The following is a 15,525-nucleotide window of genomic DNA, read 5'->3' as shown; positions in this document are numbered from 1 at the left end:
GTCGCGCCCTGTCCCGGTTCCCCAAGAACCGGCCTTACGATGTGCGAATGGCATCCGATGAGCGCGCCCCGGACCCCCGTCCGGCCCGTACCCGCGCAGCGATCTACGCCGCCGCCCGCGAGCTGAGCGCCGCGGACGGCGAGGTCACCGTCAACGCACTGGCCAAGCGGGCGGGCGTCAGTCGTGCCGCCTTCTACAGCCACTTCGGAGGCCTCGACGACCTCATCGGCGCGATGGTCCACGAGCTGCTCGACGGGATCCGCGTCGAGACGGTCGCCCTGTTCCACCAGGGCCGCAGCGTGCAGGAGATCGTCCAGTACTCCGCCGCGGTGACCTCCGCCTACGTGGTCGAGCACCATGCCTTCCTGCGCGGTGCGATCGACTGGAAGTTCACCCAGCGCCCCTACATGGGGCTCGTGCGGATCTACGCCGAGCTCTTCGAGTACGCCTTCCAGGTGCTCGGCGACGAGGTGCCCTCGCACCTCCCGCAGCGGGAGATGTCCCGCTTCCTCGCGGGCGGCTACATCCACGTCATCGCCGCGTGGCTGCTGGACACCGAGGAGAAGGCCCTCGCCGGGGAGGAGCTCGACCCGCGGGAGCTGCTCACGATCCTGCTGCGCGTCCTCCCGCCCTGGTTCACGGGCGTCGGCCCCGAGGACCCGATCCCCGAGGTCCCCGTGCGCGTCGACGACGAGCCGGGGCCGACGGCGGCGCCGACGGCCTGACCGGCCCGCCCGCGCGCCTCAGCAGTCGCGCACGAGGCGCAGCAGCACCCGCGCGCCGAAGCGGATCGCGTCCACCGGCACCCGCTCGTCGATGCCGTGGAACAGCGGCGCGAAGTCGAGATCCGCGGGGAGCTGCAGCGGCGTGAAGCCGTAGCCGGCGATGCCCAGCTGGGTCAGCGGCTTGTTGTCGGTGCCCGCGCTCAGGCAGTACGGCAGCACCTTCGAGCCCGGGTCCTCCGCCTGCAGGGCCGCCGCCATCGCGTCGTACAGCGCGCCCTCGCGCGGGGCGTCGGTGTCGACGCCGAGGTTGTCGATCACGACCTCGACGTGCTCCCCCGCGAGCTCGCGCAGCAGGTCGAGCACCTCGTCGAGGTGCCCGGGCAGGTAGCGTACGTCGAAGCCCGCCTCCGCCGTCTGCGGGATGACGTTGACCTTGTATCCCGCGTCGAGCTGGGTGATGTTCGCGGAGTCCCGCAGGGTCCCCGTGACGAACTGCCGCGCCCCGCCCAGCAGCGGCAGGAACGCGTCGACGTCCTCCTCGTCCCAGGCGGTGCCGGTGATCTCGGTGACCCCGTCGAACAGGGCCCGCACGCTCGCCACGTACTCGATCGGGAACTCGTGCTCGTCGATCGCGGTGATCGCCCGCGCAAGGCGCACGATCGCGTTCTCGTCGTTGGGCACGGAGCCGTGGCCGGCCCGGCCCGTGGCCCGCAGCCGGCCCCACGCGTAGCCCTTCTCCGCCGTCTGCACGAGATAGGCGCGCACGTCCTCGCCGGTCGCCTGCTCCGGCAGGGTGATCGAGTAGCCGCCCACCTCGCTGATCGCCTCGGTGTACCCCTCGAACAGCTCGGGATGCTCCGCGACCAGCCACTTCGCGCCCCACACGCTGCCGTTCTCCTCGTCCGCGAAGAAGATCAGGCGCAGGTCCCGCGGGGGAGTGGCGCCCGTGCGGGCGATGTGACGGACGAGCGCGAGCATCATCCCGACCATGTCCTTCATGTCCACGGCGCCGCGGCCGTAGAGCATCCCGTCGCGGATCTCCCCGCCGAACGGGTCCACGCTCCAGTCCTCCGCCCGCGCGGGGACCACGTCGAGGTGGCCGTGGATGATGAGCCCGCCCCGCTCGCGGTCCTCACCGGGGAGGGTGACGACCACCGTCGGCCGGCCCGGCGCGGACTCGTACACCTCCGGCTCGAGCCCCACCTCGCGCAGCTGCGCGACCACGTGGTCGGCGGCCTCCGTCTCGCCCTTGCCCCAGGTCTCCGGATCGTTCCCGCCGAAGTTCGAGGTGTCGATGCGGATGAGCTCCTGGGTGAGCCGCACCGCCTCGTCCTGCAGCTGTTCGAGCTCGGCGGCGGTGGGATCGGCGATGGGCATGGAGGGGGCTCCTGGAGGTGCTGGCCGGCGGGTTCGGACGTGCTCCCGCCACGGTAGCGCCCCCCGCACTGCGCGGCCCACAGCCAGGTCACCCGGCGTCACGGGAGCGGGCCGCCCTACGATGGGGGTCCAGGCCGATCCCGGAGGTGACCCGATGTCCCCGCGACGTCTCCCGCTGCCCCGCACGCTCCCGTCACTGCCGCTCGGCGCCGCCGCCCGTGAGCGCTCGCGCCTGCTCGCCGAGGCGCGCGCGATCGACCCCGACCTGCCCCGCTCCGCCGACGCGGCCGCCGTGGTCCGCTCCGCCCGTCGACTCGCCCGCCGCGCCGCGCAGGACGAGTTCGCGCGCGACGGCGTGCGCCACGTGACCCTGCCCCCGGACTTCGGCCGCGCCGAGCTGCGTCGCGCCGACATCCCCGGCGACGCCGAGTTCCAGCTGTTCACGCAGGACGTCATCGGCGCCCTCGACATCGCCCCGAGCACCCTCGAGGCGGACGACGCCCGCGCCCTGCTGCGCTCCGCGACCGCTCGGGACGGCTACGGCCTGGGACCCGAGGCCGCCGCCGATCTGGTCTCCTACCTGCTGGGCCGCGCCTGGGCGCTGCAGCAGGCAGAGCTCGCCGAGCGAGACTCCCGCGGCGAGGCGACCCTGCTGCCCGAGGGCACCCCGCGCAGCGAGGAGGAGTTCGTGGCGAAGGAGGCCGCGACGATCCGCGAGGAGGTGCGCGAGGCGCTCGTGCGGCTCGTGCGCACGCCGCTCGAGCTGCAGATCGCCCGACGTCGCCACGAGGAGATCGAGGCCGGCCGCTGCGACCCCGCCCCCGCGGCGGAGCGCGAGGGGCGCCCGGGTCGGGGCGAGCCGTCGGGGACGTCGCCGTCGGCCGGCACCACCGACGCGGACGGCGGCCGCGGCACCGCCGGCGCGCAGGGCGCGAAGGTGCCCCTCGACGCGGCCTGGCGCTTCGCGAACTCGGAGACCGGCCGCCGGGCCTTCGGCGCCGCGAACGACTTCTACCGCTCCGAGGCGGGTCAGAAGGTGTTCCACGCCGCGAAGGACGGTGCCGGGAAGCTGCGGAAGGCCTACGACCGCCGCGGCGACCGCAGCTGACCCGGGCTCGCCCGGCGCGGGCTCAGGCCCCGGCCTTCTCCACCAGCTGACGCTTGATGCGGGCGAGCATGCCCGCCATGCCGTTCAGCCGCAGCGGGCTCACGACCTCCGCGAGGCCCAGCCCCCGGGTCACGCCCTCCGGGGTGTCGAGCACCTCGCCCACGGTGCGCCCGTCGAGCGCCTCCGCGAGGATCGAGGCGAAGCCGCGGGTCGTCGGCGCCTCCTGCGGGGCGGAGAAGAACAGGTGCGCGATCGCCTCGCGACCGCTGCCCTCCACCTCCGTGACCAGGAAGATCGGCGACTGGCACTCGGGGACCGGCTCGAGCAGCTCGGGGTGCTCCGCGTAGCGCTCGGGCAGCTCCGGCAGCGACTGCGAGAACTCCAGCAGCAGCTGCAGGCGGTCCTTCGGGCCCAGGGCGTGGAAGTCGTCGGCGATCTCCTGGAAGGCCTCCGGCAGGGCGTCCTGGGCGTCGGGCACGGTGTGGTCGATCGGGCTCATCGGGCCGGCGCCTCGCCCGGCTCGGTGCCCACCGCGACGGGCAGGCGCACGCCGTTGCCCCACTCGGTCCACGAGCCGTCGTAGTTGCGGACGTCCTCGAAGCCCAGGAGGTACCGCAGCACGAACCAGGTGTGGGAGGAGCGCTCCCCGATCCGGCAGTACGCGATCGTCGGCTGCGCGGCGTCGTAGCCGAGCTCCTGCAGGTAGATCGCCTCGAGCTCGGCGCGCGGCTTGAAGCGTCCGTCCTCCGCGGCGGCGCGGGCCCACGGCACGGAGCGCGCGGTGGGGATGTGCCCGCCGCGCACGGTGCCCTCCTGCGGGTAGTCCGCCATGTGGGTCCGCTCGCCGGTGTACTCGGCGGGAGAGCGGACGTCGATCAGCTGCCCGCCGAGGAAGCCGAGCACGTCGTCGCGGAAGGCGCGGATCGGCGCGTCCTGGCGCTCGATCACGGGATACCCGCTGCTCGCGGCGCGCGTGGGCTCCGCGGTGGTCAGCTCGCGCCCCTCGGCCTGCCAGGCGGCACGGCCGCCGTCGAGCAGACGCACGTCCTCGTGGCCGAACAGCTCGAACACCCACAGGGCGTAGGCGGCCCACCAGTTCGACTTGTCGCCGTAGAGCACGACGGTGGTCCCGCGCGTGATGCCGTGGCGGTCCATGAGCGCCGCGAAGGCCTCGCCGTCCACGTAGTCGCGGGTGACCGTGTCGTTGAGGTCGAGGTGCCAGTCGATCTTCACGGCGCCGGGGATGTGCCCGGTCTCGTAGAGCAGCACGTCCTCGTCGGACTCGACGACGACGAGCTCGGGGCCGTCGGCCTCGCCGGCGGCGATCCGCTCGGCGAGCCACTCGGTCGTCACGAGCTTCTCGGGATGCGCGAACTCCTGCAGTGCGGGACTCGGGTCGAGGGCGATGGGCATGGGGCCTCCTTCGATGCGGCGCGGCGTGAGGGCCGGGGCGGGCGGCGCGGGGGCGCCGTCCGGGGCCGCTCGCGCGCCGGCGATGCGGACCCCACCAGTCTGTCACCCGGGAGGCGACGATGGTGCCGCGGGGTGCTCGTGTGAACAGCGTGCGTCCCCGGGGCGTCCGGCGGGCGACGCCGCGGGCCGGAACCTGCGAAGTGCCTTCCCGGAGCACTCCTCGCGCCCTACCGTGTCGTCATGGAGAACCTGGACCAGGACCCCGTCATCCCCCGCCTCGACCTCGTCGTCCTCGACTGCCCGGACGCGCTCGAGCTCGGGACCTTCTACGCGAAGCTGCTGACCTGGCGCATCGAGGAGGGCTCCGACCGCGATTGGACGACCCTCACCCCGCCGCGCGGCGGCATCACCCCGGAGAACCTCGAGGGCGAGGCGACCCTGGCCTTCCAGCGGATCGACGACTACGTCGCCCCGACCTGGCCGACGGGCACCCACCCCCAGCAGTTCCACCTCGACTTCTCCGTGAGCGACGTCGAGGAGGCCGAGCCGCGCGTCCTCTCCCTCGGCGCGACGGTCCACGAGCAGCAGCCCTCCGCCTCGGGGTCGTTCAAGGTCTACCTCGACCCGGCCGGGCATCCCTTCTGCCTCGTGCGGCACTCCGTCGTCTGACGCCGAGAGCCCTCCCGGCCCCCGGCGCTACGCTTCGCCGCATCGGTCGCAGCCTGCGCCGGGGGAGGGGAGTCGGCATGGTCGCCACGAGTCCGCACGCCCATCGCTCCCGCCCGGTCCTGGACCTCGTCTTCCTCGTCGGCGTGGTGGGGAAGGGCATCGACGGCCTGCTCGAGCTGATCGGCGGGGTGCTGCTCCTCGTCACGACCCCCGCGCAGCTGCAGCACCTCGCCCGTCTGCTCACCGCCGGTGAGCTGCGCGAGGACCCCGACGACGCGATCGCCCGCGCGCTCCTGCACTCCCTCGCCCACCTCGACACGGGGACCACGACCTTCCTCGCCGCCTACGTGCTCCTCCACGGCGTCGTGAAGGTCGCGATCGTCGCCGCCCTCCTCCTGGGGTCCCGCCGGGTCTACCCCTGGGCGATCGGGGCGCTCGGCGTGTTCCTCGTCTACCAGGTCTATGCCCTCGTGGTGGGGCCGACGTGGGGCATGGCGCTGCTCACCGTGCTGGACCTCGCGATCATCCTGCTGACCTGGCGCGAATGGCGCCACGGGCGCACCCTCCACGAGACCTGGCGCAGCACCCTCGCCGCCTTCCGTCCGCGCCGTGGGACGGACGCGACGTCTTCGCTCCGGGGCGGCAGCGGGTCCTGACCCCGCCCCCGTGCGCTGAGCGTCGCGGCTCCGCGGCTCCGCGGCTCGATCGGCCCCCGATCCCGCCGTTCCTCCCCATAGCCGAGGAGTCGGCCAGGGGAGGAGCGATGAATCGTTCCTCCCCACTCTGTGGTTATCCACAATTTCATGTTCCTGACGAGTGAGCGTTGTTGTCGAACGGGTGTTCTGGGAGAATGGATCCACTGGACGACGCAGGTCAGATCGATGGGTGTGTGTCGACGTGGATAATTGATCTGACGCTTGGGGGAGGGGGAATGATGGTCGAAGAATGGATGCGTGACATGGCGGATCTGCTCGCCGGTGCGCCCTCGTCGGAGCAGCTCTCCGCACTCCCTGATTCCACTCAGATCGACCTCGTCGCCGCGCTCGAGTCCGCACGCGCATCGCTGAGCGCCGTCCAGGCGCGGGCGGAGGTCGCCTTCCGCGACGCGCAGCTGGAGGAGCAGCGCAGGCTCGGCGTGCCCCGCAAGGACCTGGGTCGGGGGATCGCGGATCAGCTCGCCCTCGCCCGCCGGGTCACCCCCAAGCAGGCCTCGGACCAGCTCACCTTCCATCGCGTGCTGGTCGAGAGCCTTCCCCGCACCCTGCGCCTCCTCGAGGGCGGCCGGATCAGCGACTGGGGTGCGAGCCAGGTGGCGCGGAACGTCCTGCTCCTGGACGAGGAGGACCGCGACCGGGTCGACGAGGCCCTCGCCCCGGTCCTCCCGTCCCTGACGGCCGGAGCCGCCGGCCGCCGGGCCCTCGCCCTCGCGCAGTCCCTGGATCCGGAGGCCGCCGTCCGCCGCCGCTCCCTCGCGGTCGCCTCCCGGCGTTTGGGCCTGCGGCCGGCCCCGGACGGCATGAGCCATCTCCACGCCCTCGTCCCCGTCGAGGACGGCGTGGCCATGATCGCCGCGCTCCGCTCCGCGGCGGCGACCGCCCGGGCCACGGGGGAGAGCGGCTCGCTGCCCGCGGGGGCCGTCATGGCGGATCTCCTCGTGGAGCGCGTGACAGGTCGGTCCCCCATGGTCGGGGTGCCAATCGAGATCCAGCTGCTCATGACGGACCGCACGCTGCTCGCCGGCGCGGAGGAGACCGCCACCCTCGACGGCATGCCCCTCCCCGGCGGCGTCGCCCGCGGCCTCGCGCTCGGGGCGACCGCGGCGCTCCGCACCCCGCATCGCACATCGGTGCCACCCGGCACCGGATTGCTTCCGCCCAGCACTGGACCACTGCCACCCGGCGGCGCACCGCCGCCGCGCGGCGTCATCTCGCCGCCTCCGCCTCCGCCACCGCCGTCGCAGGCAACATCGCCGCACCCATCGCAGTCATCGCCGTCGGACCGTCAGGGCACCACCCTGCCGATCGCCCCGCCGGAGGAGGCCTCGCGCTGGATCCGGCGGCTGTACACGGATCCCGCCACCGGGGAGCTGAACGGCATGGACACCCGCCGTCGCTTCTTCACCGGCTCCGTGCGCCGCTTCATCAGCCTGCGCGATCAGCACTGCCGCACGCCCTGGTGCGATGCGCCGATCCGGGACATCGACCACGTGCACCGCGCGGCCGACGGCGGCGCCACCGACCTCAGCAACGGCGTCGGCCACTGCGAGCGCTTCAACCACGTGCGGGAGATGCCCGGCTGGGACTCGCGCCTCGAGCCCGGCCTCGCGGTCGGTGCCACCCTCGCGCCCAGCGCCGCCATCGTGCCCGGTAGTGCCGATGCCGATGCCGGTGACGCCGCCGTGGCGTCGGGGAAGGTCCTGCGCATCACGACCCCCACGGGCCACGAGTACACCTCGCTCGCGCCGTCGCTGCGGGACGCCGCGGTCTAGCGCCGACCCCTCAGGAGCCGAAGCCGGCGAACGCCTCCCGGATCGCCGCGGCATCGGCGCCGGTGGCCAGCAGCACCTGCAGTAGGAGACGCGCCTTCTGCGGGGACAGCAGACCCGCCATGACGATGCCGCGCGCCACCAGATCCGCCCCCGCGCCGGGGTAGGCGTAGTGGGTCTCCGAGGTGCCGCCGCTCGCCACCCGCGTCGCGACGACCACCGGCACCCCGGCCTCGAGCAGGGCCGTGAGCCGCGGGACGGCGCCCGCCGCGACGTGGCCCATGCCGGCGCCCGCGACGACGAGGCCCCGCAGTCCCGCCGCCGACCCGTTGCTCGCCAAGGCATCGAGCAGCGTGAGGTCGTCGCCGAGCCCGCTCGTCATCGTCGCCACCGTCGGCAGCTCCTCCGGCAGGTCGCCGCCCACGAGCGCCGGCCGCATCGGCGCCGGGAACAGGGGGCGCAGCAGCGGCCCGTCGACCAGCGCGAGGGGGCCCGACGGCTCCGAGGCGAAGGCCGAGACCGACCGCGAGGACGCCTTCGTGACCCGGTCCGCGAGATGCAGCGCGCCGTCGAAGGCGACGAGCACGCCGAGCCTCCGGGCGAGCGCCGCCGCCGCCGCATGCACCGCGTCCTGCAGGTTCGCGGGCCCGTCGGCCCCCGCGGCGTTCGCGGGGCGCATCGCGCCGGTGACCACGAGCGGCGCGTCCCGGTCCCAGAACCGGTTCAGCAGGAACGCCGTCTCCTCGAGCGTGTCCGTCCCGTGGGTGAGGACCACGCCGAGGGCGCCCGCGTCCACAGCGGCGCGCGCCCGCTGCAGGACCGTGCGCAGGTGGGAGGGCCGCACCGAGGCGGACGAGACGTTCGCGATCTCCTCGTGCACGAGCTCGATCCCGCCGTCGCCGCCCGCGCCCCGGAGCCCCGCGGCGAGGCGGGCGCCCGCATCGTCGGAGGGCACGGCACCCTGGCCGTCCGCGTCCTGGTGCATGAAGATCGTGCCGCCCAGGGACAGCAGCTGGACGCGGGCGGCCTCGGCGGCCGGGGCGGTGGTCATCGGGGATCCTTCGGGGAGGGGACGGCGGTCGGGGTGCGGCGCAGTCGCACGATCACCTCGGCGTGCTCCGTGTGCGGGAACATGTCGACGTAGCGGGCGGCGACGATCCGCAGCGAGGGCATGGCGGCGAGATCCGCGGCGAGCGTGGCCGGGTTGCAGCTGGAGTAGACGACGTCGGCGACGCCGGAGCCCTCGAGCCAGCCGGCGAGCTCGGGGCCGATCCCGCGCCGCGGCGGGTTGACGATCGCGGCATCCGGCGGACCCTCGGGACCCTCCGCCTCGCGGCGCGCCCAGGCGGTCGCGTCGTCGGCGAGGAAGGTGACCGGGAGACCGTGCGCCGCGGCCGCCTCGCGGGCGCCGTCGATCGCCTCGGGCGTGACCTCGACCCCGGTGATGAGGGCGGCGGGCGCGGCGAGGGCGGTGTGCAGGGCGAAGCCGCCGAGGCCGCAGTAGAGGTCCCAGACGCGGGGCGCGGGGGCGGAGAGCGCCTCGGCGATCCAGGCGGCGCCCTGGCGGTACAGCTGCCCGGCGACCTCCGTGTGGGTCTGCAGGAAGGACCGCGGTCGCGCCCGCAGCACCACGTCCCCGGTGCGCACGCCGATCGAGGCGGCGCCCCACAGCGGCACCTCCTCCTCGCCCTCCACCCGCGTGGTGTGCTCGGGATGGAGGTTCGCGGAGACCGCGACGATCGAGGGGTGCTCCTCCAGCAGCCGCGGCAGGTGCTCGCGGATCCGCCCCAGCGCGGCGTCCGTGCGGAGCACCAGGCGCACCACGTGCTCCTCGTCGGGCGAGGCGGTGACCAGGACGTTCTTGAGCTCGCCGCGACGTCGGGCGACGCTGTAGGGCGGCACCTGCGCGCGGCGCACGAGGGCCTTCACGCCCTCGAGCACGGCCTCGACGCCCGCGGGGTAGAGGGGGCAGTCGCAGAGGTCCGCACCCTCGGCCTGACCGGGCAGGCCCAGCACGGGCTCCTGTGCGGTGCCGGAGACGGCCATCTTGCCGCGCGCCCGGAAGCCGGACTCGGCGCCCAGGACCGGCGGCCCCCACACGTCACCGGGCGCGGCGCCGGCGGCGGGGTCGACGAAGGGGGAGAGCAGCTCCCGGATCCGTGCGCCGGCCTCCTGCACCTGACGGGTGCGCGGGAGGGGCAGCAGGGTGCAGGAGCGGCATTCCCCGGCGTCGAAGTGGTGGCACTGCACCGGGGAAGTCTACGGGCGGTCGCGGAGGGCGATCAGCTCCCGGGAGGGCCCACCACGAGCATCGCGGAGAACACCACGGCGACCAGCACCACGGCGATCACGGCCGACGGGACCGGGCGGCGCACGGCGAGCGAGACGAGCTTCTCCGGCGCGGTGCGCGCGGGCTCCTCCCGCAGACGCCACTGCTCGCCGACCTTCCCTCGGCGCAGCAGCCAGCGCTCCGCGGGGATCGTCGCGAAGGGCACGATCGCGGAGGCGAGGCCCAGCAGCAGCTCGCCGGCCCGCCAGCGCTGGTCGATCGCGACGACGACGGTCGCGACGACGAAGGCGAGGAACACGAAGCCGTGCAGGCCGCCGCCGATCCGCACGCCGAGCTCGGTGACCTGCGGCCCGTACTTGAGGAACATGCCGATCAGCAGGAGGGCCCAGGTCACGGCCTCCGCGAGGGCGAGGGTGCCGTAGAGGCGGGCGGGGGAGAAGGCAGAGCGCATGGGGTCCTCGGGTCGGGGCGGGAGGGCGTCCGGCCGATCCTGCCAGGCACGGCTGGAGGTTCACCGGGACTTCGGGCCCGGGGCCGACGGGCGTCGGGCAGGACCCCGACGATCGGGTGGTGACCTCGCGCATGCCCCGGGGCACACTGGGGGCATGACCTCGATCCCCGGCGAGATGTTCCTGCTCCTGACTCACGAGTCCGGCCGCCAGGAGGCGACGCAGTACCGCCGACAGGCGCTCGTCGCTGCTGTGCTGACCGAGCTGCTGCTGCGCGAGCGGATCGCCCTGACGGAGGGGCGCAGCCCCCGCGTCGAGGTGCTCGACCCGGCCCCCACCGGCGTGGCGGAGCTGGACCAGGTCCTCGCGCACCTGACCACGCTGCGGTCCCCGAGGATGGGCTCGCTGCTCGGGAAGCGTGACTGCGACGTCACGGAGACCATCGGCGACGCGTTCGCGGCCGCCGGCGAGGTGCGGCGCAAGGACGGCTGGTTCCTCACCTCGTGGCCCGCCGGCAGCTCGGTCCTCGAGGCGGAGCTCCGCGCCCGCCTCGGCGCCGTCCTGCAGGGGACCCGGCGGGCGAGCCTGCAGGACGCCGTGCTGCTGGAGATCCTGAAGGCCCTCCGGGTGGGGCAGAGGATCCTGCGCGAGGAGTCCGGCGGCATGTCCCGGCGACAGCTCGACCGGACCGTCGAGGCGCTCGACGCCGACGTGCCGGCCGCCGCCGCCCTGCGCCGCATGATCGACGCCCTCAACGCCGCCATGGCGACTTCCGCGAGCACGACCACGATGGCCGGCGGGTCCTGACCCTCCTCAGCTCCGCCGCGTGGTGCGGGCCGTCGCCGGCGCGGTCCACGGGTCCTCCGGCCAGGGGTGTTTCGGGTAGCGGCCGCGCATCTCCTTGCGCACGTCCTGGTAGGGCCCGTCCCAGAAGGAGCGCAGGTCGTCGGTGACGGCGAGCGGGCGGCGGGCCGGGGAGAGCAGGTGGAAGAGCACCGGCACGCGCCCCTGCACGAGCCGCGGGGTCTCCGCGAGGCCGAACAGCTCCTGCAGCTTCACGGCGACCACGGGGCGGGCACCCGGGTCGTCGGGGTCCGGGTAGTCTATGCGGGCGCTGCTGCCGGAGGGGACCGCGAGCCGCGGCGGCACCAGCTCGTCGAGCGCGGCGGCCTCCGGCCAGGGCAGCAGGGTGCGGAGTGCGGCGGTCACGTCGACCGTGTCGAGGCGGGTCGCGGCGCGGCCCCGTCGGCCGGAGAGCTGCGGCCCGAGCCAGGTGTCGAGCGTGTCCAGCAGGGACGCCTCGTCCATCGCGGGCCACGGATCGCCGAGCTCGCGGTGCACGAGCGCGAGGCGGGCGCGCAGGTCACGTGCGGTCTCCGGGAGACGCAGGGCCCCGAGCCCCTCGGCCCGCACGGCGGCGAGCACAGCGGGGGCGGCATCCTCGGCGGTCGCGGCGACCGGGGTGGAGGACAGCTCGATCGCGCCGAGGCGCCGCCGCTCCCGCACGCGCACCGCGCCGTCCTCGAGGCGGGCGTCCCGGTCGCGCACGAGCAGGCCGGCGCCGATCGTCAGGGCATCGGCCTCGGTGAGCGGTGCGGCCGCGCGGATGACGGCGCCGGTGCCGTCGGCCGCGCGTCCCTCCGCCCGCTGCACCTCCCACACGGCGAGCCACGGGGCGCCGCGCAGGGTCGATTCCGCGGGCAGCGCCGCACGGGTGCCGGAGGCGAGCAGGTAGCTGCGGTGCTCGCCGCGGGGGCCGTCGTCGACCCGGCGGGCGATCCGCTCCGGCCGGCCGAGCGCGAGGACGGCGCCCACGCGCTCCTCCTCGCCGCCCGCGGTGAGCGACGGCAGGGCCGACGGGGGCGCGTCCCGACGCTCGCCGCGCACGAGCCGCTCGAGCCGCTCGACCTCCCGGCGCCATGCGGCCGACGACGTCGCGCGCCCAGCACGCAGGTCCCGCAGCAGGCGCGGGAGGTCCGCGCCGACGGGCCGGTGGTCGCCGGAGAGCGCGGCGACGGCCTCCGCCGCGGGACGCGGGGCGCCGAGGGCGAGGGCGCCGTCCGCGAGGGCGCGCGCCTCGCGCACCCCGACGGGCCAGCGGGAGGCGCGCTCGCCCGCGGGCGTCGCCCGGCCGTCCTCGTCGACGAGGCTCATCGCCCGCAGGGTCTCCTCGGCGGCGCGGATCTCCCGCTCCGGCGGCGGCGTGAGCAGGGCGAGCCCCTCGCCGCGGGGCGTGCCCCAGCAGGCGAGCTGCAGCGCCGCGTCGGTGAGGTCCGCCGCGGTGATCTCCGGGGCGGAGTGCGCGGGCATGCCGGCGAGGTCCGCGGGGGAGAGCACCCGCACCGCGCGGCCGGGGCCGGTGCGGGCGGCGCGGCCCGCGCGCTGCTCGATCGCGGCCCGCGAGGCGCTCACCGTGACCAGGCCCGTCATGTCCCGGCCGCGGTCGCGGCGCACCTCGCGGGACAGGCCCGCGTCGACCACGAGGTGCACGCCCGGCACGGTCAGGGAGCTCTCCGCGATCGCGGTCGAGACCACGATCCGCGGCAGCTCGCCCGGGCGCCGGCCGCCCGTCGCGCGGTCCTGCGCGGTGGCGTCGAGGCGGCCGTGCAGGGGCAGCACCTCGACCCCGTCGCCGACGAGGCCGCGCAGGCGGGAGACCGTCTCGTCGACCTCCCGCGCCCCGGGCACGAAGACGAGCGCGTCGCAGTCCTCCTCCGCCCGGGTGCGGGCGGCGGTGCGGGCGAGGTGGTCGAGGTACTCGCGGGTCACGCCCCGGGCGTCGAGACGCGGGGTGGGCGGCGGCGCGAGGTCCAGGCGCAGCGGGTGCAGGGCGCTCGGCACCTCGACGATCGCGGCGCCGCCCAGCAGATCGGCGACCGCAGCGGCGTCGAGCGTCGCGGACATCGCCCCGACCAGCAGGTCCTCCCGCAGCAGGCGCACCTCGGCGAGCATGCCGAGCAGCAGGTCCGTCTCGAGGGAGCGCTCGTGCACCTCGTCGAGCAGCACCGCGCCCACGCCGGGCAGCTCGGGATCCGCGAGCAGGCGCCGCAGCAGCACACCCGGGGTGAGCATCTCCAGGCGCGTGGACGCCCCGACCTCCCGCTGGCCGCGAACGGTGAAGCCGACGGGGCCGCCCGGGCGGCTGCCGTCGAGCTGGGCGATCCGGCGCGCGGCGGCGCGCACCGCCACCCGCCGCGGCTGCGTGACCAGGGTCGATGCGGCGGCCGACGGGGACCGCTCGGCGAGGAGGTTCGCGATCAGCGGCGGCAGCAGGGTCGTCTTGCCGGTGCCGGGCGGCGCGGTGACGACGAGCGCACCCGTCGCGGCGGCCGCCTCGAGCTCCGCGCGGGCGGCGGCGACGGGCAGGCCCTCGCCGATCCGGTCGAGGTCGAAGCGATGCGGCGCGGTCACCGTGGAAGGCTAGCCGAGCGGTCCGCGCCGGTGCGGGGTCAGTCGATGAGGTCGAACTCGACCTGGTCCGTGTCCCCGCAGACGCTCGTCACCGAGATCGTCCACTGGTCCTCGATCGAGACGGTCTCGCCGATCGCCGCCGGCTCGATCGCGCGGGTGCCGCCGTCGACGGTGGCGCTGAGCACCGCCTTGTCCCCGTCGATGGAGGTGGCCTCGATGCTCAGCGACTCGCCGCCGCGCTCGGGGAGGTCCGGCGTCGACGGCGAGCCCACCTCGGTGAGATAGGCGCCCTCGCCGGTGCAGGCGGCGGGCGGCTCGAAGCCCTCGGGCGCCGGGGTGACCGGATACGGGTCGCTCGATACCTCGACGGTGGCCTGCCCGGTGCCGCCGTCGGAGGGCTCGAGGACGACGGTGCCGCCGCCGCCGTCGGAGGCGCCGCTCACGCCGCCCGCATCGGAGGCGGAGGAAGAGGCGACCGGGTCCTCGACGCCGCTCGTGCAGCCGGCCGCGATCAGGCCCACGGCGAGCACGGACGTGAGGACGCCCAGGCCGGAGCGGTGGAAGGGGCGACGGGCGGCGGTGCGGGTCACGCGGGGAGTCCTCCGGGGTCAGGGGCCGCGGCGGGACACCGCGACGGGCCGACCCTATCCCCGGGTCCCGTCCGTGGCACCATCGGGGGAGCGGCAGGACCTGCCGGAACACGGAGGAACGCCGCGAACACGGCGAGAGTGACGAGGAGGGGAGCGCATGGCCAGGACACCGCGACCGACGCCGGCGGCGCTCGCCGGGAGCACCCCGCCCGCGCAGCGCGTGCGGCCCGTGGACTGGAGCGCCCGGCCCGCCGGTGCCGGCAGTGCGGAGGGAGCCGACGGCGGGGATGTCGCTGCCGCCGCCGATCCGTCGCGCAGTCCGTCGGCCCCGCTGCCCCGCCGCCGCGCCCGCACCGTCGAGCTGCCGCGCCCCGAGCCGGCGCCGCCCGCGGAGGCCGTGCACTCGCTGCGCGCCGACGACCCCCGTCCCCTGCCGAGGCCGCTGCGGATCGACGAGGGGCTCGTGCGCACCGTCGGCGTGGACGGGGTGGACAGCGAGCAGATCGTGCTCGCCGTCGCGGACCCCGAGGACGCCTGGACCGCGGACGCCGGGACGAGCGACCACTTCCGCCGCGGCGGCATCGTGGTGCAGGTGCGGCGCGCGGACAACGCGGTGATCGGCCTGTTCTCGACGCCCTACGCCCTGTCCGTGCGGCCCGAGGAGTACGAGCCCGCGCTCGACCTCGCCGATCTCGCCGCCGGCCGCAGCGCCCGCGGCGGCACCGGCACCCGCCACCCCACCTCCCGCCGCGAGCTGCTCGTGCGCATGCAGGAGGCTGGGTTCGTGGTGACCCCGGGATCCGGCCACGGCCGCGTCACCCATCCCGATCATCCGGGGCTCTTCGTGCCCTTCGCCTCGACCCCGTCGGACCGCCGCTTCACCCGGCACGCGGTCGCGCAGATCCGGCGCGTGTTCGGCATCGACCTGCGCCGCTGAGCACGTCCGACGGCACCACGCGCCGTTCACAGTCCGTGACAGGCGGCGGGCGTCGGCGCCGCAGCTCCTAG

At 75.3% G+C, this 15,525-nt stretch carries 15 protein-coding genes; 7 read left to right on the top strand and 8 right to left on the bottom strand.

The genetic code is table 11. The features are described from left to right. The first annotated feature begins 47 nt into the window (after nucleotides 1–47). Complete coding sequence (locus ABD080_RS03300) at nucleotides 48–725, top strand: TetR/AcrR family transcriptional regulator (RefSeq protein ID WP_264450976.1); 678 nt, start codon at nucleotides 48–50, stop codon at nucleotides 723–725. Between the two features lie 18 nt (nucleotides 726–743). On the opposite strand, the gene ABD080_RS03295 is transcribed toward ABD080_RS03300, so the two are convergent. Beyond that, complete coding sequence (locus ABD080_RS03295) at nucleotides 744–2,102, bottom strand: M20/M25/M40 family metallo-hydrolase (RefSeq protein WP_264450975.1); 1,359 nt, start codon at nucleotides 2,100–2,102, stop codon at nucleotides 744–746. Nucleotides 2,103–2,256: 154 nt separating this feature from the next. Here ABD080_RS03295 and ABD080_RS03290 point away from each other — a divergent pair, with 154 nt between their 5' ends. Continuing rightward, complete coding sequence (locus tag ABD080_RS03290; protein ID WP_343903634.1) at nucleotides 2,257–3,210, top strand: hypothetical protein; 954 nt, start codon at nucleotides 2,257–2,259, stop codon at nucleotides 3,208–3,210. A gap of 22 nt (nucleotides 3,211–3,232) precedes the next feature. Here ABD080_RS03290 and ABD080_RS03285 read toward each other — a convergent pair whose 3' ends face one another. After that, nucleotides 3,233–3,709: a SufE family protein gene (locus ABD080_RS03285; RefSeq protein WP_137769134.1), complete on the bottom strand. Its 477-nt coding sequence runs from the start codon at nucleotides 3,707–3,709 to the stop codon at nucleotides 3,233–3,235. After that, nucleotides 3,706–4,623, bottom strand: a complete 918-nt coding sequence (locus tag ABD080_RS03280; RefSeq protein WP_343903633.1) for a sulfurtransferase — start codon at nucleotides 4,621–4,623, stop codon at nucleotides 3,706–3,708. Before ABD080_RS03280 ends, ABD080_RS03285 begins: the two co-directional genes overlap by 4 nt. Nucleotides 4,624–4,863: 240 nt before the next feature. Between ABD080_RS03280 and ABD080_RS03275 the strand changes: the two genes are divergently transcribed. The 3 genes from ABD080_RS03275 to ABD080_RS03265 all read left to right on the top strand — a co-directional run bounded on the left by ABD080_RS03275 (nucleotide 4,864) and on the right by ABD080_RS03265 (nucleotide 7,780). Next, entirely contained in the window at nucleotides 4,864–5,292 is a 429-nt protein-coding gene (locus tag ABD080_RS03275) for a VOC family protein (RefSeq protein WP_343903632.1), read from the top strand. Nucleotides 5,293–5,369: 77 nt separating this feature from the next. Further along, nucleotides 5,370–5,948: a DUF2127 domain-containing protein gene (locus ABD080_RS03270; protein ID WP_137769131.1), complete on the top strand. Its 579-nt coding sequence runs from the start codon at nucleotides 5,370–5,372 to the stop codon at nucleotides 5,946–5,948. 302 nt (nucleotides 5,949–6,250) lie between these two features. After that, complete coding sequence (locus ABD080_RS03265) at nucleotides 6,251–7,780, top strand: HNH endonuclease signature motif containing protein (protein WP_343903631.1); 1,530 nt, start codon at nucleotides 6,251–6,253, stop codon at nucleotides 7,778–7,780. A 10-nt stretch (nucleotides 7,781–7,790) separates the two neighbouring features. On the opposite strand, the gene ABD080_RS03260 is transcribed toward ABD080_RS03265, so the two are convergent. The 3 genes from ABD080_RS03260 to ABD080_RS03250 are packed head-to-tail and all read right to left on the bottom strand — an operon-like array spanning nucleotide 7,791 to nucleotide 10,518. Beyond that, complete coding sequence (locus tag ABD080_RS03260; protein WP_343903630.1) at nucleotides 7,791–8,828, bottom strand: asparaginase; 1,038 nt, start codon at nucleotides 8,826–8,828, stop codon at nucleotides 7,791–7,793. Continuing rightward, nucleotides 8,825–10,027, bottom strand: coding sequence for a methyltransferase domain-containing protein (locus ABD080_RS03255; RefSeq protein WP_343903629.1), 1,203 nt, complete (start codon nucleotides 10,025–10,027; stop codon nucleotides 8,825–8,827). Before ABD080_RS03255 ends, ABD080_RS03260 begins: the two co-directional genes overlap by 4 nt. A 32-nt stretch (nucleotides 10,028–10,059) precedes the next feature. After that, on the bottom strand, nucleotides 10,060–10,518 hold the full coding sequence (locus tag ABD080_RS03250; protein WP_343903628.1) for a DUF3817 domain-containing protein: 459 nt from the start codon (nucleotides 10,516–10,518) through the stop codon (nucleotides 10,060–10,062). Between the two features lie 154 nt (nucleotides 10,519–10,672). On the opposite strand from ABD080_RS03250, the gene ABD080_RS03245 reads away from it, so the two are divergent. Then, on the top strand, nucleotides 10,673–11,323 hold the full coding sequence (locus ABD080_RS03245; RefSeq protein WP_343903627.1) for a GOLPH3/VPS74 family protein: 651 nt from the start codon (nucleotides 10,673–10,675) through the stop codon (nucleotides 11,321–11,323). Nucleotides 11,324–11,329: 6 nt separating this feature from the next. Here the strand turns inward: ABD080_RS03245 and hrpB are convergent, their stop codons facing one another. Both hrpB and ABD080_RS03235 read right to left on the bottom strand, forming a co-directional pair. Beyond that, complete coding sequence (gene hrpB / locus ABD080_RS03240) at nucleotides 11,330–13,927, bottom strand: ATP-dependent helicase HrpB (protein ID WP_343903626.1); 2,598 nt, start codon at nucleotides 13,925–13,927, stop codon at nucleotides 11,330–11,332. A gap of 38 nt (nucleotides 13,928–13,965) precedes the next feature. Beyond that, entirely contained in the window at nucleotides 13,966–14,517 is a 552-nt protein-coding gene (locus ABD080_RS03235; RefSeq protein ID WP_137769124.1) for a hypothetical protein, read from the bottom strand. Nucleotides 14,518–14,674: 157 nt separating this feature from the next. Between ABD080_RS03235 and ABD080_RS03230 the strand changes: the two genes are divergently transcribed. Beyond that, nucleotides 14,675–15,454, top strand: a complete 780-nt coding sequence (locus ABD080_RS03230; protein ID WP_137769123.1) for a hypothetical protein — start codon at nucleotides 14,675–14,677, stop codon at nucleotides 15,452–15,454. Nucleotides 15,455–15,525: the final 71 nt, after the last annotated feature.

The organism is Brachybacterium rhamnosum, from assembly GCF_039526185.1.
GTDB classification, from domain to species: Bacteria; Actinomycetota; Actinomycetes; order Actinomycetales; family Dermabacteraceae; genus Brachybacterium; species Brachybacterium rhamnosum.
Note: the sequence above shows the minus strand (reverse complement) of the source record. Positions and strands in the feature narration are given on the sequence as shown.